Here is a 21,655-nt window from a genome sequence, read left to right as displayed (position 1 = left end):
ATATAAAGTTCTAATTGGCTATAATTCACGTAATTTTAATTAAAAGAGAATGTATGAAAAGTATCAAAACTGTATCGATTCTATTGGTATTGCTTTTAGCGGCTTTTGTATATTACAGCTTACATGTAAGCCCAGAAACAGATGAGAAGGCAGTTGCTGCAGATGAGTCTAAATCAAGACCGCTGGTAGCTCTTAGTACTTACGCTCTTTACGATGCTGCGAAAAATATTGCAGGTGAGAGTATAGAGTGTTTCTGCGTTCTACCATATGGCGTAGAGGTTCATGATTTCGAACCTACTCCAAAGATCATGGCAAGACTTCATGACGCGGACCTTGTCGTTTTCAGCGGTGCAGGACTTCAGCCTTGGACTCATACTTTTGAAGATGAGAAAAATGGGCTGGATATGAGCGAGTACATGAAACTTTTAGATGCTGCACACCATGATGATGACGAGGAAGAAGCAGGTCATCAGCATGAGTCGCAGTTCGATCCTCATTACTGGCTTGACACGGACAATATGATAGCAGCCGTCAATGTTCTAAAAGAGAAGTTTACAAAGTTATTGCCGGCGAACAAAGAGCTGTACAGTGCAAACGCAGAGGCATACATCGCAAAACTAAAAACGATAGATACTCAGTACAGACAAAAGATGCTTACATGTAAGATAGACACGATAGTGGTCGATCATAACGCATTTTCCTATCTGGCTCAAAAATACGGTTTTCATGTCGAGTCTATCAGCGGGCTTTCTCCTGATGCAGAACCGAGTGCAAAAGTGATGGGAAGTATCATCGATAAAGTAAAAGAAAACAATATCACTACGATATTTTTTGAGTCGTTTGCAAGTGACAAAGTCATAAATGCTATAGCGACAGACGCAAAAGTAAAGGTAGATTTTCTTCAACCTATTGCCAACATAACAAAAGATGAACTACAAAACGGCAGTACCTACTATTCATTGATGATGCAAAACCTGGAGAAGATATCAAAGGCGAGAGAGTGCCGATGAAGTTTGAAGTACCCATCTTTGATGTCTCATCAGTTGGGTTTAGGGTGAACTCGCAGAATATACTGGAGTCGCTTTCATTGAAGATCTTTTCCGGCGAATATGATGCTATCATCGGGCCAAACGGCGGCGGAAAGACTACTCTTATCCGTCTGCTTTTAGGTCTTGAAAAACCGACAAGCGGAACTATCAAGATATTCGGCAAAAGAATAGAAGATTTTAAAAACTGGGACAAGATAGGTTATGTTCCGCAGCGCGCTTCACATGTGGATATCAGTTTTCCTGCCACAGTGCTTGACGTCGTCAAGATGGGGAGAACGGCAAAAAGAGGTTTTTTTACAAGATACTCTAAAGAGGATGCCGCTTGCGTGGAAGATGCCATGAAGAAGATGGATGTCCTTGATATAAAAGACAAGATGATAGGTACGCTTTCAGGCGGACAAAGACAAAGAGTGATGATAGCACGTGCGCTTGCTTCAAAACCAGAAGTACTGATCCTCGATGAACCGAACACCGGAGTCGATGTAAAATCTCAGCAGAGGTTTTACGAACTTCTTAGAAACCTGAATAAAGAGGAAAAGATAACTATTATCTTTATCACTCACGATGTCGGAGTGATCGCAGACGACATCAAAAGACTTTTTACGGTAAACAGAAGACTGCTTACATGTAACGATCCTAAAGAAGCGATAAGCTGTGAAGATATGAGTAAGCTCTACGGCGTGGATGCACATCTTCTTTATCACCATCACCACCATCATTAAGGTTTACAAGTAATGTTTGAATACGATTTTATGCAAAGAGCGTTTATAGCCGGCTTTATTATTGCGACACTTGCGTCCATCAGCGGTTCGTTTGTCGTACTCAAACGCTATTCTATGATGACCGAGACGTTAGCGCACTCTGCACTTGTCGGTGTAGCCGTAGGACTTTTTGCAGGGCTTTCTCCACTTTGGATGGCTGTCGTGATGGCGATATTCAGTGCATGGCTGATAGAGTATCTAAGAAGTACGTTTCATCTTTATTCAGACGCGATACTTGCGATCTTTCTTTCAGGCGGACTGGCACTTGCTATCATTATAGTGTCGCTCGGCGGAGCGTTTAACAACTCGCTCTTTAGCTATCTCTTTGGTTCGATTCTGGCTGTGAGTGACGAGGATCTGGTCACTATGGCGATATTCGGTTCCATCGCGCTTGTTTTGTTGTTAGGATTTTCCAAAGAGCTTTTCTTTATATCCTATGATGAAGAGGTCGCACAAACAAGCGGCATAAAAGTAAAGATGCTGAACTATCTGCTTGTCACCATAGTCGCAGTGATCATCGCACTCTCTATCAGAGTCGTCGGTACACTTCTTATCGGTGCACTTATGGTGATCCCAAGTATTGCCGCACTTCAGTACAGACAGGGATTTTTAAAGACGGTTTTGATCTCTTTAGCTTTTGCACTTCTTTCAGTAGTGATCGGTATGACGCTTTCATACTATTATTCACTTCCGTCAGGTGCTACCATAGTCATGTGTGTGATCCTATTTTTTGTTATATCGTTGGTCGTAAATAAGAGATGAAAGTTAGTCAAGAGTTTTCAAAGTACGCGCGAGAGTATCCTAAGTTCAACCAGATACAAGAGGAAGTCGCAAAAAAGCTTATAACATCCCTTACACCCACAGGGCACTTCGCATGTAAGCCTAAAAAGATTTTGGATCTTGGATGCGGAAGCGGGGCGGTCTATAATCTTATCGACTGGGAACTGGAAAAGTTTATCGGCGTCGATTTCTCTCACAAGATGTTAGAACTTCATCCAAAAGCTGCAAACGTCAGCTGTATCCTTGGAGACTTTAACGATACAGCCCTTTTTGAGAGTCTTTTAAAAGAGGATTTTGACTATATAGTATCGGCTTCTGCATTACAGTGGGCAGAGGATTTAGAGGAGGTGTTTAAAAACATCGCAAGATTTGATCTTCCATTCTCACTGGCTATCTTTACATCAGGGACATTCGCTGCTATAAACAAGACGGCAAAGATAGATCCGATAACGCCTTCAAAAGAGAAAGTCATAGAACTGGCAAAACAATACCTGCCCGCTGATATAGAGGTAGTGAACTACTCGCTAGAGTTTGAAAGTGTCCGTGATATGTTCAGGTATATTAAAAAAAGCGGGGTCAGTGCAGGGCGCAATGTGCTTGACTACAAACAGACTAAAAAACTTATGGATGAATATCCGTTAAATTATCTAGAGTTTGAAGTCGTTTATATAAACTCTTTCTCTAAAGCGTAAAGAGTATATCTTATATGTTTGAAGTTTTCTGAAAGATCTGCATCTACCAGTTTATAGATCTCTTCTAAGACGCGGGACGATTCCTGTGCTCTTTTAAAGTTTGCAGTTATTATGTTTTGCAAAGTCTCTCTGTTCATCTCTGATGAGGTCGAGGGACGCAGGACATCGTTTACGCTGTCTCTTCCGTTTAGTAACGGTTTAAGATCATCTACTCTGGCCAGATGGCGTAGCTCTTTTAGTTTTAAAGAGAGCTCTTTGTTGTTGTCTCTGTATCTTGCGATATCTTCGACGACACGTATTCCCTCTTTTAAACGGTTGAGATTTGCATCACACACCCGAAAAAGATCGGGTGTAAGTTCATTAGTCATCGCTTGAACCGAAGATGCCAAAAAGTTGTAAAAGCGTTATAAATAGATTAAAGAAATCCAAGTATAAAGCGATCGCACCGTCCATAGGTGTTTCATAGGCACCGTTGATTACGTTTTGCGTATCATGGATGACCATTACACTGATAACAAGCAGGAACGCAGCTTGGATAAACAAGAATATAGCCGGACTGTGTATAAAAAATACATTTATCAATGAAAATGCAAGAATAACAAAGAACGCTATGATCAACGGCTTACTATATGTAGTAAAGTCTTTTGTAGTTTTAACTGCAAAAAAGCTCAGTGCTCCAAAAAGAGCAGATGTCATTAAAAATGCATTTGCGACTAAAGTTCCGCCGCCGTTCATTCCAAGTATATGACTTAAAAGTGGGGTTATGATAACACCGCTGGCAAACGTAAACGCAAAAAGTGCGATCATATTGATACCCGGTTTATTTTTAACCATATTTAAACCAAACATTCCAAATAGCATCCAAGGGATAGCTATAAACCAATAGTTAGCTGCAACTGCACCTGCAAATGGAATACCTACATACGCTCCGACCGCTGCTGCAAGCATAGATGCCGCAAACAGTTTGTACGTTTCTTTTACAAAAGAGACAGTCTGTGCTTCAGTACGACGCGCAGTTTCAAATCCAAATGAAGTAGATCTTGCATAATCTCTATCATATAATCCCATATTTTTCTCCTATATATTATGTGCTGTATTATATTATAGTTTTTTGTACACATAATTAACAATGTGAATATATACTAAATAAATGAACAAAAAGTTAACGAAAATAGATATGGCTTTAGGTCTCATAATATACAAATTTCAAAAAATTTGAAAAAAAATGAAAATTCTTTCAAAAAGCTCTTGACATTCATTTTATTTTCCCCTATAATTCCCGTCCACAAACGATGAGACCTAAAGTTTAGGCCTTGAGAGACGAAAGTTTTTCTAGTTTGAGATCATTGAAAACTAAGCAAGTAAATGACAAGATAACTAACGAAAGTTAGCAGTTTTTGAGTTTACTTAAATAACTAATAACACAACCGTCTATTCATATATTATATATATGTTTAGATACATACATAAAAGACCATTATCTTCGGATAGTGGCGAAGCCAATGATTTTTCAATCTTGGGCAAAGATTAGACAAACCAATTATGGAGAGTTTGATCCTGGCTCAGAGTGAACGCTGGCGGCGTGCTTAACACATGCAAGTCGAACGGTAACAGGAAGAGCTTGCTCTTTGCTGACGAGTGGCGCACGGGTGAGTAATATATAGTTAATGTGCCCCAAAGACCGGGATAGCCACTGGAAACGGTGATTAATACTGGATACACCTTTTAAGCTCAAGCTTAATCGGGAAATGTCTTTTCGCTTTGGGATCAGACTATATCCTATCAGCTAGTTGGTGAGGTAAGAGCTCACCAAGGCGATGACGGGTAGCGGGTTTGAGAGGATGATCCGCCACACTGGTACTGAGACACGGACCAGACTCCTACGGGAGGCAGCAGTGAGGAATATTGCACAATGGGGGAAACCCTGATGCAGCAACGCCGCGTGGAGGATGACGCATTTCGGTGTGTAAACTCCTTTTATTAGGGAAGAAAATGACGGTACCTAATGAATAAGCACCGGCTAACTCCGTGCCAGCAGCCGCGGTAATACGGAGGGTGCAAGCGTTACTCGGAATCACTGGGCGTAAAGGACGCGTAGGCGGGTTGCCAAGTCAGGTGTGAAATCCTACAGCTTAACTGTAGAACTGCACTTGAAACTGGTAACCTAGAGTATGGGAGGGGGAGATGGAATTAGTGGTGTAGGGGTAAAATCCGTAGATATCACTAGGAATACCGAAAGCGAAGGCGATCTCCTGGAACATAACTGACGCTAAGGCGTGAAAGCGTGGGGAGCAAACAGGATTAGATACCCTGGTAGTCCACGCCCTAAACGATGTTCACTAGTCGTCGGGATGCTTGTCATCTCGGTGATGCACTTAACAGATTAAGTGAACCGCCTGGGGAGTACGGTCGCAAGATTAAAACTCAAAGGAATAGACGGGGACCCGCACAAGTGGTGGAGCATGTGGTTTAATTCGAAGATACGCGAAAAACCTTACCTGGCCTTGACATTGATAGAATTCTGTAGAGATACGGAAGTGCCTTTCGGGGAACTTGAAAACAGGTGCTGCACGGCTGTCGTCAGCTCGTGTCGTGAGATGTTGGGTTAAGTCCCGCAACGAGCGCAACCCTCGTCGTTAGTTGCTAACAGTTCGGCTGAGCACTCTAACGAGACTGCCTTCGTAAGGAGGAGGAAGGTGAGGACGACGTCAAGTCATCATGGCCCTTACGGCCAGGGCTACACACGTGCTACAATGGGGCGTACAGAGAGTTGCGATACCGCGAGGTGGAGCCAATCTCTTAAAGCGTCTCTCAGTTCGGATTGTTCTCTGCAACTCGAGAGCATGAAGCTGGAATCACTAGTAATCGTAGATCAGCATTGCTACGGTGAATACGTTCCCGGGTCTTGTACTCACCGCCCGTCACACCATGGGAGTTGATTTCACCCGAAATCGGGAAGCTAACCTTCGGGGGGCTACCGCTTACGGTGGAATTAGCGACTGGGGTGAAGTCGTAACAAGGTAACCGTAGGAGAACCTGCGGTTGGATCACCTCCTTTCTAGAGTAAGCATTAAGATTCGTTTCTTAGATGCAATACAAAGAAAATCTCACACGAGATGTTAGTTATTAAGTTGTTTACTTGCTTAGTCCTGAGTGATCAGGCTATATTATGATTACTTGATGGGGAATTAGCTCAGCTGGGAGAGCGACTGCCTTGCACGCAGTAGGTCAGCGGTTCGATCCCGCTATTCTCCACCATCTTTTCATTATGAAGTTTAACACCAGACCTAGATGTAGGTTTAGTGTTAGACTTTTAAGTCTAAGAAGTTCATTAAATTATTATTGTTAAAGTCAACTAAAGTAAAGAAATAGAAGCGATTCTATGGATTGAAATTACAACTACAACAGATCACTGTCTTATGTTAAGTAAGGCAGTGAGCGCACGATCTAGAAATAGATCAACTTAGAAAAAAGATATTAAGGGCCATAGGTGGATGCCTTGGCTGGTAGAGGCGATGAAGGACGTATTAGGCTGCGAAAAGCCTCGGGGAGCTGCCAAAGAGCTTTGATCCGGGGATATCCGAATGGGGCAACCCAGCATGGCGCGAGTCATGTTACCCTACGGGGGGCGAACTTGGGGAAGTGAAACATCTCAGTACCCAAAGGAAGAGAAATCAAACGAGATTCCCATAGTAGCGGCGAGCGAAATGGGATTAGGACAAACCAAGTGCTTGCACTTGGGGTTGCGGACTGCATACGGCATTTGAGTCGATAGATGAGCACTTTGGAAAGAGTGGCCATAGAGGGTGATAGCCCCATAATCGAAATCGACGATAAGCTAGCAGGATCCAGAGTAGGTCGGGACACGTGTTATCTTGACTGAAGCAGGGGGGACCACCCTCCAATCCTAAATACTACTACCAGACCGATAGTGAACCAGTACCGTGAGGGAAAGGTGAAAAGAACTGCGGTGAGCAGAGTGAAATAGAACCTGAAACCTATGGCTTACAATCATTCGGAGCACTATTATATATAAGTGTGACGGACTGCCTTTTGCATAATGAGCCTGCGAGTTGTGGTATCTGGCAAGGTTAAGCGAACGCGAAGCCGTAGCGAAAGCGAGTCTTAATAGGGCGACATAGTCAGATGCTGCAGACCCGAAACTGAGTGATCTATCCATGAGCAGGTTGAAGCTGGTGTAAGAGCCAGTGGAGACCGAACCCATTGACGTTGAAAAGTCTCGGGATGACTTGTGGATAGGGGTGAAAGGCCAATCAAACTCAGTGATAGCTGGTTCTCTCCGAAATATATTTAGGTATAGCCTCGAGCATTAGCATACAGGGGTAGAGCACTGACAGGGCTAGGGCTGCCTACCGCGGTACCAAACCCTATCAAACTCCGAATACTGTATGTGCAACCTCGGGAGTCAGGCGGTGGGTGATAAAATCAATCGTCAAGAGGGGAACAACCCAGACTAGCAGCTAAGGTCCCAAAGTTACATCTGAGTGGAAAAGGATGTGGAGTTGCTGTGACAACCAGGAGGTTGGCTTAGAAGCAGCCATCCTTTAAAGAAAGCGTAACAGCTCACTGGTCTAGCGATTCTGCGCCGAAAATATAACGGGGCTAAGATGTACACCGAAGCTCTAGATTCATAGTTTACTATGAGTGGTAGGAGAGCGTTCCAAGCAGCGTAGAAGCCATACCGGTAAGGAGTGGTGGAGCGCTTGGAAGTGAGCATGCAGGCATGAGTAGCGATAAAAGGGATGAGAATTCCCTTCGCCGTAAACCCAAGGTTTCCTACGCGATGCTCGTCATCGTAGGGTTAGTCGGGACCTAAGTCGAGTCCGAAAGGGGTAGACGATGGCAAATCGGTTAATATTCCGATACCGACGGTTGTTCATTTGAGTGATGGGGGGACGCATAGAGTTAAACGAGCTCACTGATGGAATAGTGGGTCGAAGGACGTAGGAAGTAGCATAGGCAAATCCGTGCTGCAATATTCCGAGATCTTACAGGCAATTCAATCTCTTCGGAGAGCGAGTTGAATCGTTGATACTGTCGTGCCGAGAAAAGCCTCTAAGCGAGAACAGCCGTTGCCCGTACCGTAAACCGACACAGGTGGGTGAGATGAGTATTCTAAGGCGCGTGGAAGAACCCTGGTTAAGGAACTCTGCAAACTAGCACCGTATCTTCGGTATAAGGTGTGCCTTTATTGTGAAGAGATTTACTCTTGGAGCAAGAAAAGGTCGCAGCAAAGTGTCCCTCCCGACTGTTTACCAAAAACACAGCACTCTGCTAACTCGTAAGAGGATGTATAGGGTGTGACGCCTGCCCGGTGCTTGAATGTTAAAAGGATTTGTTAGCTCTGCGAAGCATTGAATTGAAGCACAAGTAAACGGCGGCCGTAACTATAACGGTCCTAAGGTAGCGAAATTCCTTGTCGGTTAAATACCGACCTGCATGAATGGCGTAACGAGATGGGAGCTGTCTCAACCAGGGATCCAGTGAAATTGTAGTGGAGGTGAAAATTCCTCCTACCCGCGGAAAGACGGAAAGACCCCGTGCACCTTTACTATAGCTTGACATTGCTATTGGGATATTCATGTGCAGGATAGGTGGGAGCCGTTGATGTAGATACGCCAGTGTCTACGGAGGCATCGTTGAGATACCACCCTTGAATATTCTGATAGCTAACTTGGTACGATTATCTCGTGCGAGGACAATGTCTGGTGGGTAGTTTGACTGGGGCGGTCGCCTCCTAAAAAGTAACGGAGGCTTACAAAGTTCGGCTCAGGTGGGTTGGAAATCCACCGTAGAGTATAATGGCATAAGCCGGACTGACTGTGAGACATACACGTCGAGCAGAGTCGAAAGACGGTCATAGTGATCCGGTGGTTCTGTGTGGAAGGGCCATCGCTCAAAGGATAAAAGGTACGCCGGGGATAACAGGCTGATCTCCCCCAAGAGCTCACATCGACGGGGAGGTTTGGCACCTCGATGTCGGCTCATCGCATCCTGGGGCTGGAGCAGGTCCCAAGGGTATGGCTGTTCGCCATTTAAAGCGGTACGCGAGCTGGGTTCAGAACGTCGTGAGACAGTTCGGTCCCTATCTTCCGTGGGCGTAGGAAAGTTGAGGAGAGCTGACCCTAGTACGAGAGGACCGGGTTGGACGTGCCACTGGTGCACCAGTTGTTCTGCCAAGAGCATCGCTGGGTAGCTACGCACGGATGTGATAACCGCTGAAAGCATCTAAGCGGGAAGCCAACTCCAAGATGAACTTTCCCTGAAGTACGCTTGAAGACTACAAGCTTGATAGGCTGGATGTGTACGCAGAGTAATCTGTTTAGCTGACCAGTACTAATAGTACGTTCGTCTTTTTTTTAGCTCACTGCCTTACTTAGTGTAAGCAAAGTGGTCTGTTGTTGTAATACGACCTGTTGACTTTAACAATACTAAACCCCCTGTAAATCCATAGCAATTGGATATAAGCGCATCTAGGTGCTTTTATATCCGATTGTCTAGGTGGCTATAGAGAGAGGGAAACGCCTGGCCCCATTCCGAACCCAGAAGCTAAGCCTCCCATCGCTGATAATACTGCACCTTTCAGGTGTGGAAACGTAGGTCGCCGCCTAGTTATCGGATTTACTACTTCATATTTCAATCACTTTTAAATCTTATAATTAACAATATAAATCTTAAATACATTATTATTTTATTTTTTTATACTTATTTCTAATGAATACCATTTAATTAACTGTGGATTTGATACAATACAGTTATTAAAACTTATGGAATAACGATGAAAGAATATATAAAAAATCAGATCAGATCTTCATATGAGACAAAGCAGAAAATATATGAGAACGAAGCACTTATAGATATAATTGAAAAAGTCGCTTCTAAGTGTGTGGAGATCTATAAAAACGGTAAAAAGACTATCATCGCCGGTAACGGTGGAAGTGCTGCAGATGCTCAGCATATTGCAGCAGAACTTGTTGGACGTTACGGTTTTGACAGGCCTTCTTTGCCATCGCTTGCACTTACTACCGATACATCTAACCTTACGGCGATCGGTAATGATTACGGGTATGATAAAGTCTTTTCTCGTCAGTTAGAAGGTATGGGACAAGAGGGTGATATTTTTATCGGTATCTCTACATCTGGGAACTCTGTAAATATTATTAATGCATTTGAGAGTGCAAAAGAGAAAGGGATCATGACTGTTGCATTAACAGGTCGTGATGGAGGAAAAATGGCCCAGATGGCTGACATAGCTATAGTGGTGCCGTCAAATGACACTCCGCGTATTCAAGAATCACACATCTTAATCGGTCATATTCTATGTGATATTATTGAAAAAGAGATCTTTTCGGATGGTGTAAAGTAATCTATGGCTAATAAAGCACTTTTTCTTGATCGTGATGGAGTTATAAACAAAGAGATTAATTATCTGCACAAGATAGAGGATTTTGAGTTTATAGAGGGGATATTTGATCTTTGCCGTTATTTTCAAGAGAAAGGTTATCTGATTATAGTCGTTACTAATCAATCAGGAATCGCTAGAGGTTATTATTCACATGAACAGTTTGATATTCTGACATCATGGATGACAGCAGAGTTTGCAAAAAATAATATAATAGTAGATAAAGTTTATTATTGTCCTCATCATCCAGATATAAGTGGTGTGTGTGAATGCAGAAAACCGGATATAGGGATGTTTATTGAGGCGCAAAAAGAGTTTGATATCGATTTGAAAAACTCTATAATGGTCGGAGATAACGAAAGGGACATCGAAGCTGCTTTAAAAGCTGGAGTAGAGAGTACATACTTTTTTGATGAATATAACGAAGTCACAGATTCAAAAGCTGTAAAAATAGTTCATAAATTGGAAGAGATATACAGATGAAGATACTAAACACCGGTGGTACATTTAACAAGCGTTATAATGAGTTAAACGGACATATGGAAGTACCGTTTGATAATGATGCTCTAGATGTGATGATGAGCAGTTTTATAGAGTCTATCGATATGGCCGGAGTACTTTATAAAGATAGTCTGGAATTTACCACGGAAGATAGAAAGATGCTTGCAAATATCATCCATGCAGATGAAGAGAAAGTCTTTATAATTATTCATGGGACAGATACGATGGAGCTTACTGCCGAATTCTTAGAAACAGTATTTGACGACAGGATCATCATATTGACAGGAGCGATGAAACCGTTTGAGATAGATAAGGTAGAAGCGAGTGTGAATTTCGGTATGGCTGTGGGATATGCGAAGTGCTGTAAACAAAACGGTGTCTATATCTGCATGAACGGAGAGATACTCCCATATAAAGAGTTATCGAAAAACAGATCTCTCGGAAAGTTTGAAATTGTCTGATAAAGTAGGTTGTACGCACTGTCATCTTGAATTCAACAAAGATGTGATGATAGTCGACGGTGAGAAATATTTTTGCTGTAAGGGATGCCAGGGTGTCTATCATCTGCTTAAAGACCAAGGACTTGAAAATTTTTATGACAAGGTCGGTAATACTGCACTGACTCCGCCTACTAAGCAGTATGAAGATTCAGCAAATTTCAACTCCCCCGCCTTTTATGATAAGTTTGTAACTGTCAATGATGACGGTTTTAGTGAAGTCTCTTTGATCATAGAGGGAATACACTGTGCTGCATGTGTCTGGTTGAATGAAAAAGCCCTGCATAAGATGGAGGGTGTGATCAGTGCTGATATCAATTATACAAACAATAAAGCTAAGATAGTTTGGGCAGATGATGTCTTGAAGCTCTCCTCTATCATAGACATGATACGTGCCATTGGTTATAACGCTTTCCCTTATGATGCAACCCTACAGGAAGTTAGAGCAAATAAAGAACGACAGGATTATTACCTGCGCATGGCAGTTGCAATATTTGCTACGATGAACGTTATGTGGATTGCGGTTGCTCAGTATGCAGGATATTTTACCGGCATAACGCAGGATATAAAAACGATTTTAAATATTGCAGAGGGTTTCCTTGCTACTCCTGTCCTTTTTTACAGTGGATGGATCTTTTTCAGGGGTGCATACTTCGGGATCAAGACAAAAGCTGTAAATATGGATATCTTAGTCGCTACAGGTGCGACTTTAACATATCTATACTCAATTTATATCACGATATTTGAGCGTGGTGAAGCATATTTTGACTCTGTAACTATGATCATTACCTTTGTCTTGATAGGAAAGTTCTTAGAGATCCTTAGCAAGAAAAGTGTTGCAGATACTTTAGATATTATGAGCAATCATATCCCTAGCAGTATAAAAGTGATTGAAGAGGGTAAGATCGTATCAAAAAATATTAACGATGTTCAAGTCGCTGATATCATCGTAGTCGGTTCAGGTGAGAGAGTTGCACTTGATGGTGAAGTAGTAAGCGGAGAGGGTAACTTTGACGAGTCGAATCTGACAGGTGAAAGTGAGCCGATCTATAAACAAAGCGGCGATAAGATAATAAGCGGAACTATCAGTATAGATGCAGATATCAAGTACAAAGCGACGAAAGACTTTGCCCATTCTACATTATCTAACCTTGTCTCTCTTTTAGAAGGGGCGATGAGTAAAAAGCCTCGCATTCAACAGCTGGCAAATACTCTGTCCGAATATTTTTCGGCGATAATCTTGATACTGGCATTTGTCACATTTATTGTCTGGTGGTTTTGGCCACATAGTTTTGAAACATCTTTTATGGTCGGTATCTCAGTGGTCATCATAGCTTGTCCGTGTGCACTGGCACTGGCAACTCCGGTAGCTACATTGGTCGGACTAGGGATAGCGTCAAAACGAGGGATTCTTTTTAAACAGGCTGCACAGTTGGAGACCATGGCAAAAGCTACCACGCTTGTTTTAGATAAGACGGGAACGATCACTCAAGGCAGACCCAAAGTCGTTAAAGAACATGTCCATAGTGAGTTTGAGAAGTCTTTTCTTTACTCTTTAGTTCAAAACTCTAAACACCCTGTAGCTAAAGGTGTCAGCGAGTTTATATATGAAGAGAATATAGATCATATAGAACTTGATAGTGTCAAACAGATTCCGGCACTTGGAATAAGTGCTATATTGAACGGCAAAAAAGTAATAGGCGGTAATGCAAAGTTGATGCAAAGGGAAGGCTTAGAAGTGGATGCAAAAGGTGAATACAGTGAGTTTTACTTTGCATATGACGGAGTTGTCGTCGCCAAGTATGAACTCTTCGATGTTCCAAGAGATGATGCGAAAGAAAGCATTAAAGCCATAAAAGCTCAAGGTATAGAAGTGATCATGCTGACGGGTGATCATAAGAGAAGCGCACTAAAGATCGCAGAAGATGTAGGTATAGACACAGTAGAATCGGAACTGACTCCAGAGGGAAAATCATCATATATCGATGCTCTGCACAAAAATGGAAAAGTCGTTGTTATGGCAGGGGACGGTGTGAATGACATACTCGCACTTGCGACTTCTGATATCGGTATTGCAATGGGCAATGGCAGTGATATTGCAATAGATGTGAGTGATGTCGTACTGCTTAATGATTCATTGAAAAGTCTTAACGATGCATTTAAAGTATCTAAAAAGACATATTTTATGATAAAACAAAACTTGGCTATCTCTCTTTTATATAATGCGATAACTATTCCGCTTGCAATGGCCGGCTATATCATACCATTAATAGCCGCTATCTCTATGTCGTTTAGTTCACTGCTTGTCGTGGGTAATTCCATGAGAATACGTTTTGGTTTTCGAGATAAATAAAAAGGAGAATGGATGGATTCTTGGGTAATAGCAATGATGCTCGGCGTTTCAATATTTTTAGGCGGTATTGCACTCGTAGCTTTTTTATGGGGCATAAAAAGTGGACAGTTCGATGATGAAGAGAAGTTTTTAAATGCCGTCAAGTTCGACGGAGAAGAGGAACTTAACGACGCTGTATCACAGCAAAAAAAGCGTGACGAGCTAAAAAAGAAGCACTACACGCCTGAGTGATATATTACTTTAGAGTAGCTATATATTCAGATACAGCACTTATCTGCTCATCCGTTAATGTCTTGACCTTTGGAGTCATGATCTTCCCAAGACCTGTTGTATTCCTTGAACCGTCTTTATAGCCGTTAAGCGCTTCAATAGTCTTTGCTTTATCCCATCCTGCTATGGGTGCTGCTTTGTTGAGAGCCGCTTTTTTGCCATCATCACCATGACAGTTTTGGCAGTTTTGTGCATAAATAGACGCTCCGTCTTCTGCAAACATTGATATCGATACGCTTACAAGTAAAAAAATAGCTTTGTTCATATCACACTCCTAATCTTTTTTAACGATTATAATCAGTTTGTGATGAAAAGTAAAGTGATGAAGTTTATAGAAAGAAGTTTTCTACCTAAGAAGACCTTAGGTAGAAGGTAGTAAAAAATTATTTACCGATAGTTTTTGCGAATGCTTCTAGCTCAGCGTCAGTGTATGCTTTAGCTTGACCAGCCATTGCACCTTTTGCTGGAGAGTGTCCGAAACCTGGAACATCTCTATAACCTTTAAGAGCTTTTGTAATCTCAGCATGAGTCATATCTTTAACGATTTTAGATTGACCTAGAGCTTTTTTCTCAAAGCTTGCACCATGACAACCAGCACATTTAGCTGGATCAACAGCAGCAGCCATTAAAGTTGAAGCAACAGCAGCAGCTATTACAGAAGCAGTAACGATTTTTTTCATATTCTTTTCTCCAAAGATTAAAATTTTCACACCTATTATAATATTTTAACTCTTAAATGACTGTTAATGAGGGATTTGGTATCATTTGTCTTAAATTTATTATAAAGAGTGTGAAGATGCGATACATTGACGATGAATTAACAAATAAAACTATTTTAATTACAGGCGGGGCAGGATTTATCGGCTCTAACTTGGCATTTTACTTTCAAAATAATCATCCGGATGCGAAAGTCGTAGTTCTGGACAGTTTCAGAAGCGGAGAGACTCTTTCAAACGGAAACCTAAAAAGTTTTGGACATTTTAAAAATTTGATAGGTTTTACGGGTGAGGTGATCAGCGGAGACATTAACGATAAAGAGCTTTTAAAAGACCTAGAAAAAAATTACAAATTTGATTATATATTTCACGAAGCTGCTATATCTGATACGACCGCGTTAGAACAAGATCTTATGATAAAAACCAATGTAAATGCATATAAAGACCTGCTTGATCTTGCTGTCGCTCATAATGCAAATATGATCTATGCTTCATCTGCAGCGACTTACGGTGATGCTGCTTCTCCTCAGCGCGTAGGACGCGAAGCACCTCAGAATGTATATGGATTTTCTAAGCTCAGTATGGATTATCTAAGCCGTGAGTATATGGCTAAAACAAATATTTCTATTGTGGGACTGAGATATTTCAATGTCTACGGTCCGAGAGAGTATTTTAAAAATACGACGGCTTCTATGGTACTGCAGTTCGGTCATCAGATACTTGCAGGAAAAAATCCGCGTCTTTTTGAAGGAAGCGACAAGATACTTCGCGACTTTATCTTCATCGAAGATATCATTCAGGCGAATATAAAAGCGATGCAGCCTAAAAAAAGCGGAATCTACAATGTCGGTACGGGAAAAGCAAGAAGTTTTCAGGATATCGTGGATATCCTGCAGCGAGAACTGGGAACTGCATTGGAGTGTGAATATATTCCTAATCCGTTTGTGGGAAGATACCAGTTCCATACGGAAGCGGATATCGAAGAGACAAGAGAAGGCTTGGGCTACGAGCCGGCTTACGAGATGGAAGACGGGATAAAAGCGTATATCTCAGAGATCGAACGTTTATATCAAACGGAAGTGAAAAAATAGATGGAAATTTTAAAAAGTGCAAAACCGAATATCTTAGTCATCGGTGATCTGATGCTTGACCACTATCTGTGGGGAAGCTGTGAACGTATCTCTCCTGAAGCACCTGTACAGGTCGTCGATATCGCAAAAGAGACGACAGTTTTGGGTGGGGCCGGTAATGTTATCAATAACCTTGTTACACTTGGTGCTAACGTAAGTGTTAGCAGTGTTATCGGAGATGACAGCAACGGAAAAGAGCTTACTGCAATGCTTCAAAGCATCGGTGTGAAAACAGATGACCTAGTTTTACAAACAGGACGTAAAACGAGTAAGAAGAGTCGTGTTATAGCAGTGTCGCAGCAAGTCCTCCGTTATGACAAAGAGAGTAAAGATGCGATCGATGAGAGATCTACAAGCAAGATACTCGCTTCTTTAGAAAAATCTATCTCTTTATATGATGCGATAATACTTTCTGATTACGGGAAGGGAGTGTTGACTTCGTCTCTTTGTCAGGGTGTGATCAAAATAGCTAGGGAAATGGGTAAAAAAGTTTTAGTCGATCCGAAAGGGAGCGATTACGCAAAGTATAAAGGTGCATACCTTTTAACCCCAAATAAAAAAGAGGCAGCTCTTGCTACAAAGATAGATATAAACAGTGATGAAGCTTTAAAAGATGCACTTTTAAAACTTAAAAACGAGTGTGAACTCAATATTTCGATGATCACTTTGAGTGAAGACGGTATAGCGATATTTGATGACAGTGTAAAAAAATTTCCTACTGTCGCAAAAGAGGTCTATGATGTCACCGGTGCGGGTGATACTGTAATAGCGTCTATCGCATATTCGCTAAGTGCGGGTAAAACTATAGGTGAAAGCTGTAAGTTTGCAAACCTGGCAGCGGGAGTAGTAGTAGGAAAGATCGGTTCTGCTACGGTCACTCTTGATGAGATAGAGGAGTATGAGGCGGCTCTGCATAAAAGTAGTTCTGATGCACATATAAAAAGTTTTGAAGATATAGACAAGATTGTCTCACGCTGTAAGATGAACGGTAAAAAGATCGTTTTTACAAACGGCTGTTTTGATATCTTACATGTAGGACACGTGAAGTATCTGCAGGTCGCAAAAAGTTTTGGAGATGTACTTATAGTCGGACTCAATTCAGATGAATCGGTCCGTCGTCTAAAAGGTGAAAGTCGTCCTGTAAATATGGCTGAAGACAGAGCTTATATATTGGCAGCACTTGAGGCAGTTGATTATGTAGTTCCTTTTACTGAAGACACTCCGTATGAGCTTATAAAGATGATATCTCCTGATGTCTTGGTAAAGGGTGGAGATTACGAAGGAAAAGATGTAGTTGGAACTGAATTTGCTGGTGAACTGAGATTAGTCGATTTTGTCGATGGCAAAAGTACGACAAAGACAATTCAAAAGATACAAGGCAAATTATGTTAAAAAAACTTGGATTACTCAGTGTGAGTGTAGCTGCTGCATTTGCTATGCATGGCGTTGATATCAATATAAATGACAAAGACTTAGAGGTTGGTGCTCATTTAGATATGGGTCAGTTCAATGATACGGTTGAGCCGAATACCGTCTTTTTAGGTGCTAGATATTTAAAAGGGAATGAAGATCATGGTGATTTCACTAAAAATGATCATGCTTACTATGAACTGAACTTTTTAATGAAAAAAGAGGTCTCAAACAGCGGATTATCACTTGGTCTTGGTGTAAAAGCAAACTATACTCAAGCGAAAATCGGTACAAGTACACGTGATTTCACATCGATCCCTTTAGGTGTCGAAGCGGGATATAGACTTCCTATTGATACTACAGTACCTCTTTATTTAGGCGGTAGCGTTTACTATGCTCCTGAAGTCTTATGTATGAACGATGCAAAAAACTTTTTAGAGTATCGTGTTAATTTTGATGTCGAGATTATACAAAATGGTCGTATTACTCTTGGATACAGATCTCTTGATACAAATTATGATATCTCGGGAACGACAGTCGACAAGAACTATAACCGTTCTGCATATGTAGGTTTTAAATTTCAATTCTAATAACTTTTAGATCATTGTCTCTATAAATGAGACACTGATTCTTTCTCTCTTTATCCATCCCTTAATTTTCAAAGATTATAAACAAATTTCATAGTATAATGACTTTACATTCATTTGTAGGAGTTTGTATTGAGTGATAAAAATAATCATATCAACGAGACTATGCCGTGGCGGCATCCTAAATCTGTAAAAGAGGATCCTCATGCAGAAGAGCTGGTTAAAAAGCTGGTAGAAAGTGACAGCTATAAAATAGCACTTGAAGATATGGGGTTCATGAACTCCTATGAAGCAAGAGGGATACGTCTTGAGCTTGATTATCTAAAAGCAGAGCTTGTTATGCACAGACTGGGTATAGAACATACGATAGGTGTTTTTGGAAGTTCTAGAGCGGTAGAATATAAAACAGCAAAGAAAAAGTTGAATCAGCTTCAAAAAGAGCTTGATAAAAATCCTTCAAGCCAAGAGGTTCGTTCAAAGATGAACACAGCTCAAAGAATGCTTGAAAAAAGTGTCTATTATGATGATGCGAGAAAGTTTGGTTCACTTGTCGGCAGCAGTGGCAAAGGTGCCGATGATTGCCGTGTCACTATTATGACCGGAGGCGGACCCGGGATCATGGAAGCTGCAAACCGCGGTGCATTTGATGTCGGTGCAAAATCGATAGGTCTTAATATCAATCTTCCTCACGAACAGTTTCCAAACCCCTATATAACTCCCGAACTCTGTTTTCAGTTTCACTATTTTGCCATTAGAAAGCTCCATTTTCTTAACCGTGCAAAAGCACTGGTCGTTTATCCCGGCGGATTTGGAACGTTCGATGAGCTTTTTGAGATATTAACACTTGTTCAGACAGAAAAGTCTATAGCTATTCCCATCGTTTTGGTATCAAAATATTTTTGGAACAGAGCTGTTAATCTTGAGTTCTTACGTGAAGAGGGTGTCATCTCCTATAGTGATATAGATATCTTTCATATCGTGGACAACGCGGAAGAAGCATGGGCATATATAACCAAGTGGTATGAGAAAAAAGGGGAACCGTTATTTAATCATAAAAAGGAGTAGATCATGTCTTTTAAGTATGTCAAATTTTTCAATGAATTGGGTATAGAAGATGTAGCTTTAGTCGGCGGTAAGAACGCTTCACTCGGAGAGATGTACCAAAACCTTACGGCAGAGGGAGTTAAAGTCCCAAATGGATTTGCCGTTACGGCCGAAGCATATACCTATATATTTGATTATAACGATATCAATAAAGATCTTCATGAACTGCTTGACGATATAGATCCCGATGATGTAGATGAACTGCAAAAACGCGGGAAAAGATGTCGTGAGATAGTATATAACTGTACTCTTCCCGATGACCTTAAATCTGAAATACTGCAAGGCTTCAAACTGCTCCGCGATGAATACGGCGAACATATCTCACTTGCCGTGCGCTCTTCAGCAACAGCCGAAGACTCTCCTGAAGCTTCATTCGCAGGTCAAAATGACACTTATCTCAACATCTCAAACGATGAAGAACTACTAGATGCGTATAAGCGTTGTCTCTCTTCTAATTTTACCGACCGCTCTATCCACTACAAGTTTGATAACGGGTTTGATTATCTAAAAGTGTATCTCAGTGTCACAGTTATGAAGATGATCCGAAGTGACAAAGCATCAAGCGGTGTTATGTTCAGTATCGATACTGAAAGCGGATTTAGTGATGTCGTATTTATAAACGGTGCTTACGGTCTGGGCGAAAACGTCGTACAGGGAACGATAGACCCGGATAGTTTTTATGTTCATAAGCCGACTTTCAATGCCGGATACCGTGCAGTTCTAAATAGAAGGATAGGAAGAAAACAGCTGAAGATGGTCTTTAACGATGAGATCAATATCAATAATATCGCTGTTGAATATACCAAGAACATCGAAGTTGATGAGAATCAAAGAAAGCAGTTTTGTATCAGCGATGAGGATGTGATGGTCTTGGCTGATTACGCGATAAAGATAGAGGATCACTACTCTAAAAAAGCATCTTACCGCAAGCCTATGGATATGGAGTGGGCAAAAGACGGTGATGACGGAGAGATATATATAGTCCAAGCCCGTCCTGAGACCGTAGAATCAAAAAATAAAGGACTTTTTTACGAGACATACAGTTTAAAAAGCAGGTCACAGGTCTTAGTCGAAGGCAGAGCAGTCGGAAGAAAACTCGCTACGGGGAAAGTTCATAAGATAGAAGATACCAGTAAGCTCAATGAGTTTAAAGCGGGGGAAGTCTTAGTTGCGGATACGACAACGCCTGACTGGGAGCCGATCATGAAGATAGCCTCAGCTATCATCACCAACAAAGGCGGCAGGACTTGTCATGCGGCAATTATCTCCCGTGAGCTAGGAATCCCCGCAATCGTAGGTGCGGACAATGCTACGGAGGTTCTGAATAACGATGATGAGGTCACGGTCAGCTGTGTCGAGGGTGAAAACGGCTATGTATATGACGGCGCCTTGGAATATGAGATCCAAAGAACCGATCTTGGGACTTTAGAAAAGACAAAAACAAAGATCATGATGAACTTAGGAAATCCCGATCTTGCTTTTTCACTCTCTTCATTGCCGGTAGACGGCGTAGGACTCGCACGCATGGAGTTTATCATTAACGAATACATAAAAGTACATCCTATGGCACTTATTCATCCCCAAAAGCTTGATGACGCTACAAAAAAAGAGGTCGCGGCTCTTGTGGGGAATGATATGGATTATAAAGAGTATTTTATACAAAAACTCAGTGAAGGAGTTGCGACGATCGCATCTTCTGTATATCCGAACCCCTGTGTCGTTCGTATGAGTGATTTTAAGAGTAACGAGTATGCAGCACTTTTAGGCGGAGAGATCTTTGAGCCTAAAGAGGCAAATCCTATGATCGGTTTTAGAGGAGCGTCCCGTTATGCACATCCGGCATATGAAGAGGGCTTCGGACTTGAATGTACGGCGATGAAGAGGGTCCGTGACGAGATGGGCTTCACAAACGTTATATTGATGATACCGTTTTGCAGACGCGTCAAAGAGGGACAAGACGTACTAAATACTATGGCGAAGTACGGTCTTGTGCGCGGTGAAAACGGACTTGAGGTATATGTGATGTGTGAGATCCCAAACAATGTGATACTCATAGATGAGTTTAGTAAGATATTTGACGGATTCAGTATAGGAAGTAACGACTTGACTCAACTTACACTCGGTGTTGACAGAGACTCTGAGATAGTCGCGTTTGACTATGAAGAGCGAGACGAAGGGGTTATGAAGATGATAGAGATGGCTGTAAGCGGAGCGAAGAGAAACGGGCGTCACAGCGGTATCTGCGGACAAGCCCCTTCTGACTACCCTGAGGTCGCGGAGTTTTTAGTAAATCTCGGTATAGACTCGATGAGTCTTAATCCTGACAGCGTTATAAAAACGATCCAAAATATCGTAGCAGTAGAAAAAAAACAAAAGGGATAA

At 41.7% G+C, this 21,655-nt stretch carries 18 protein-coding genes, 1 tRNA gene and 3 rRNA genes; 18 read left to right on the top strand and 4 right to left on the bottom strand.

Annotated elements, in window-relative coordinates; translation table 11 throughout:
- Positions 1 to 53 precede the first annotated feature (53 nt).
- Genes WCX87_RS11220 through WCX87_RS11205 form a run of 4 tightly spaced genes read left to right on the top strand, consistent with a single transcriptional unit; the run spans position 54 to position 3,282 of the window.
- Entirely contained in the window at positions 54 to 1,010 is a 957-nt protein-coding gene (locus WCX87_RS11220; protein WP_345979974.1) for a metal ABC transporter substrate-binding protein, read from the top strand.
- Positions 1,007 to 1,771: a metal ABC transporter ATP-binding protein gene (locus tag WCX87_RS11215; protein WP_345979973.1), complete on the top strand. Its 765-nt coding sequence runs from the start codon at positions 1,007 to 1,009 to the stop codon at positions 1,769 to 1,771. Before WCX87_RS11220 ends, WCX87_RS11215 begins: the two co-directional genes overlap by 4 nt.
- A gap of 12 nt (positions 1,772 to 1,783) precedes the next feature.
- A complete protein-coding gene (locus tag WCX87_RS11210; protein ID WP_345979972.1) occupies positions 1,784 to 2,572 on the top strand; it encodes a metal ABC transporter permease in 789 nt (262 codons plus the stop codon).
- Positions 2,569 to 3,282 (top strand): methyltransferase domain-containing protein, encoded by a 714-nt coding sequence (locus WCX87_RS11205; protein WP_345979971.1) that lies wholly within the window; start codon positions 2,569 to 2,571, stop codon positions 3,280 to 3,282. The genes WCX87_RS11210 and WCX87_RS11205 overlap by 4 nt, the downstream gene beginning before the upstream one ends.
- Here the strand turns inward: WCX87_RS11205 and WCX87_RS11200 are convergent.
- Both WCX87_RS11200 and WCX87_RS11195 read right to left on the bottom strand, forming a co-directional pair.
- Positions 3,255 to 3,650 (bottom strand): thiamine-phosphate pyrophosphorylase, encoded by a 396-nt coding sequence (locus tag WCX87_RS11200; RefSeq protein WP_345979970.1) that lies wholly within the window; start codon positions 3,648 to 3,650, stop codon positions 3,255 to 3,257. The two genes, WCX87_RS11205 and WCX87_RS11200, sit on opposite strands and share 28 nt — an antisense overlap.
- Positions 3,643 to 4,350, bottom strand: a complete 708-nt coding sequence (locus WCX87_RS11195; protein ID WP_345979969.1) for a Bax inhibitor-1/YccA family protein — start codon at positions 4,348 to 4,350, stop codon at positions 3,643 to 3,645. Before WCX87_RS11195 ends, WCX87_RS11200 begins: the two co-directional genes overlap by 8 nt.
- A 471-nt stretch (positions 4,351 to 4,821) precedes the next feature.
- On the opposite strand from WCX87_RS11195, the gene WCX87_RS11190 reads away from it, so the two are divergent.
- From WCX87_RS11190 to ccoS, 9 genes are all read left to right on the top strand, one after another.
- Positions 4,822 to 6,340 (top strand): 16S ribosomal RNA (locus WCX87_RS11190).
- 124 nt (positions 6,341 to 6,464) lie between these two features.
- Positions 6,465 to 6,540: transfer RNA gene (locus WCX87_RS11185), tRNA-Ala, on the top strand.
- Between the two features lie 209 nt (positions 6,541 to 6,749).
- Positions 6,750 to 9,664: ribosomal RNA gene (locus WCX87_RS11180) — 23S ribosomal RNA — on the top strand.
- Positions 9,665 to 9,800: 136 nt separating this feature from the next.
- A 5S ribosomal RNA gene (gene rrf, locus WCX87_RS11175) occupies positions 9,801 to 9,916 on the top strand.
- The 16S, 23S and 5S rRNA genes sit together here with 1 tRNA gene alongside, the layout of an rRNA operon.
- 165 nt (positions 9,917 to 10,081) lie before the next feature.
- Positions 10,082 to 10,669, top strand: a complete 588-nt coding sequence (gene gmhA / locus WCX87_RS11170) for a D-sedoheptulose 7-phosphate isomerase (RefSeq protein WP_345979968.1) — start codon at positions 10,082 to 10,084, stop codon at positions 10,667 to 10,669.
- Between the two features lie 3 nt (positions 10,670 to 10,672).
- Positions 10,673 to 11,188 (top strand): D-glycero-beta-D-manno-heptose 1,7-bisphosphate 7-phosphatase, encoded by a 516-nt coding sequence (gene gmhB, locus WCX87_RS11165; protein WP_345979967.1) that lies wholly within the window; start codon positions 10,673 to 10,675, stop codon positions 11,186 to 11,188.
- Entirely contained in the window at positions 11,185 to 11,667 is a 483-nt protein-coding gene (locus WCX87_RS11160) for an asparaginase domain-containing protein (RefSeq protein ID WP_345979966.1), read from the top strand. The genes gmhB and WCX87_RS11160 overlap by 4 nt, the downstream gene beginning before the upstream one ends.
- Positions 11,660 to 14,056 carry a heavy metal translocating P-type ATPase gene (locus WCX87_RS11155; RefSeq protein ID WP_345979965.1) on the top strand — a complete coding sequence of 799 codons (2,397 nt, stop codon included), beginning with the start codon at positions 11,660 to 11,662 and terminating at the stop codon, positions 14,054 to 14,056. The genes WCX87_RS11160 and WCX87_RS11155 overlap by 8 nt, the downstream gene beginning before the upstream one ends.
- Before the next feature lie 12 nt (positions 14,057 to 14,068).
- On the top strand, positions 14,069 to 14,287 hold the full coding sequence (gene ccoS / locus WCX87_RS11150; protein ID WP_345979964.1) for a cbb3-type cytochrome oxidase assembly protein CcoS: 219 nt from the start codon (positions 14,069 to 14,071) through the stop codon (positions 14,285 to 14,287).
- Between the two features lie 4 nt (positions 14,288 to 14,291).
- On the opposite strand, the gene WCX87_RS11145 is transcribed toward ccoS, so the two are convergent.
- Together WCX87_RS11145 and WCX87_RS11140 are read right to left on the bottom strand one after the other, a co-directional pair.
- Positions 14,292 to 14,591 (bottom strand): c-type cytochrome, encoded by a 300-nt coding sequence (locus WCX87_RS11145; protein ID WP_345979963.1) that lies wholly within the window; start codon positions 14,589 to 14,591, stop codon positions 14,292 to 14,294.
- Between the two features lie 118 nt (positions 14,592 to 14,709).
- A complete protein-coding gene (locus tag WCX87_RS11140; protein ID WP_345979962.1) occupies positions 14,710 to 15,006 on the bottom strand; it encodes a c-type cytochrome in 297 nt (98 codons plus the stop codon).
- A gap of 116 nt (positions 15,007 to 15,122) precedes the next feature.
- Between WCX87_RS11140 and rfaD the strand changes: the two genes are divergently transcribed.
- The 5 genes from rfaD (at position 15,123) to ppsA (ending at position 21,655) form a co-directional block, all read left to right on the top strand.
- On the top strand, positions 15,123 to 16,133 hold the full coding sequence (rfaD, locus tag WCX87_RS11135) for an ADP-glyceromanno-heptose 6-epimerase (RefSeq protein ID WP_345979961.1): 1,011 nt from the start codon (positions 15,123 to 15,125) through the stop codon (positions 16,131 to 16,133).
- On the top strand, positions 16,134 to 17,564 hold the full coding sequence (rfaE1, locus tag WCX87_RS11130) for a D-glycero-beta-D-manno-heptose-7-phosphate kinase (protein ID WP_345979960.1): 1,431 nt from the start codon (positions 16,134 to 16,136) through the stop codon (positions 17,562 to 17,564).
- Positions 17,558 to 18,172 (top strand): YfaZ family outer membrane protein, encoded by a 615-nt coding sequence (locus WCX87_RS11125; RefSeq protein WP_345979959.1) that lies wholly within the window; start codon positions 17,558 to 17,560, stop codon positions 18,170 to 18,172. Before rfaE1 ends, WCX87_RS11125 begins: the two co-directional genes overlap by 7 nt.
- 129 nt (positions 18,173 to 18,301) lie before the next feature.
- Positions 18,302 to 19,234 carry an LOG family protein gene (locus WCX87_RS11120; RefSeq protein ID WP_345979958.1) on the top strand — a complete coding sequence of 311 codons (933 nt, stop codon included), beginning with the start codon at positions 18,302 to 18,304 and terminating at the stop codon, positions 19,232 to 19,234.
- A 3-nt stretch (positions 19,235 to 19,237) separates the two neighbouring features.
- A complete protein-coding gene (gene ppsA, locus WCX87_RS11115; RefSeq protein ID WP_345979957.1) occupies positions 19,238 to 21,655 on the top strand; it encodes a phosphoenolpyruvate synthase in 2,418 nt (805 codons plus the stop codon).

This window comes from Sulfurimonas sp. HSL3-2, from assembly GCF_039645965.1.
In the GTDB taxonomy this organism is placed as follows: Bacteria; Campylobacterota; Campylobacteria; order Campylobacterales; family Sulfurimonadaceae; genus Hydrocurvibacter; species Hydrocurvibacter mobilis.
Note: the sequence above shows the minus strand (reverse complement) of the source record. Positions and strands in the feature narration are given on the sequence as shown.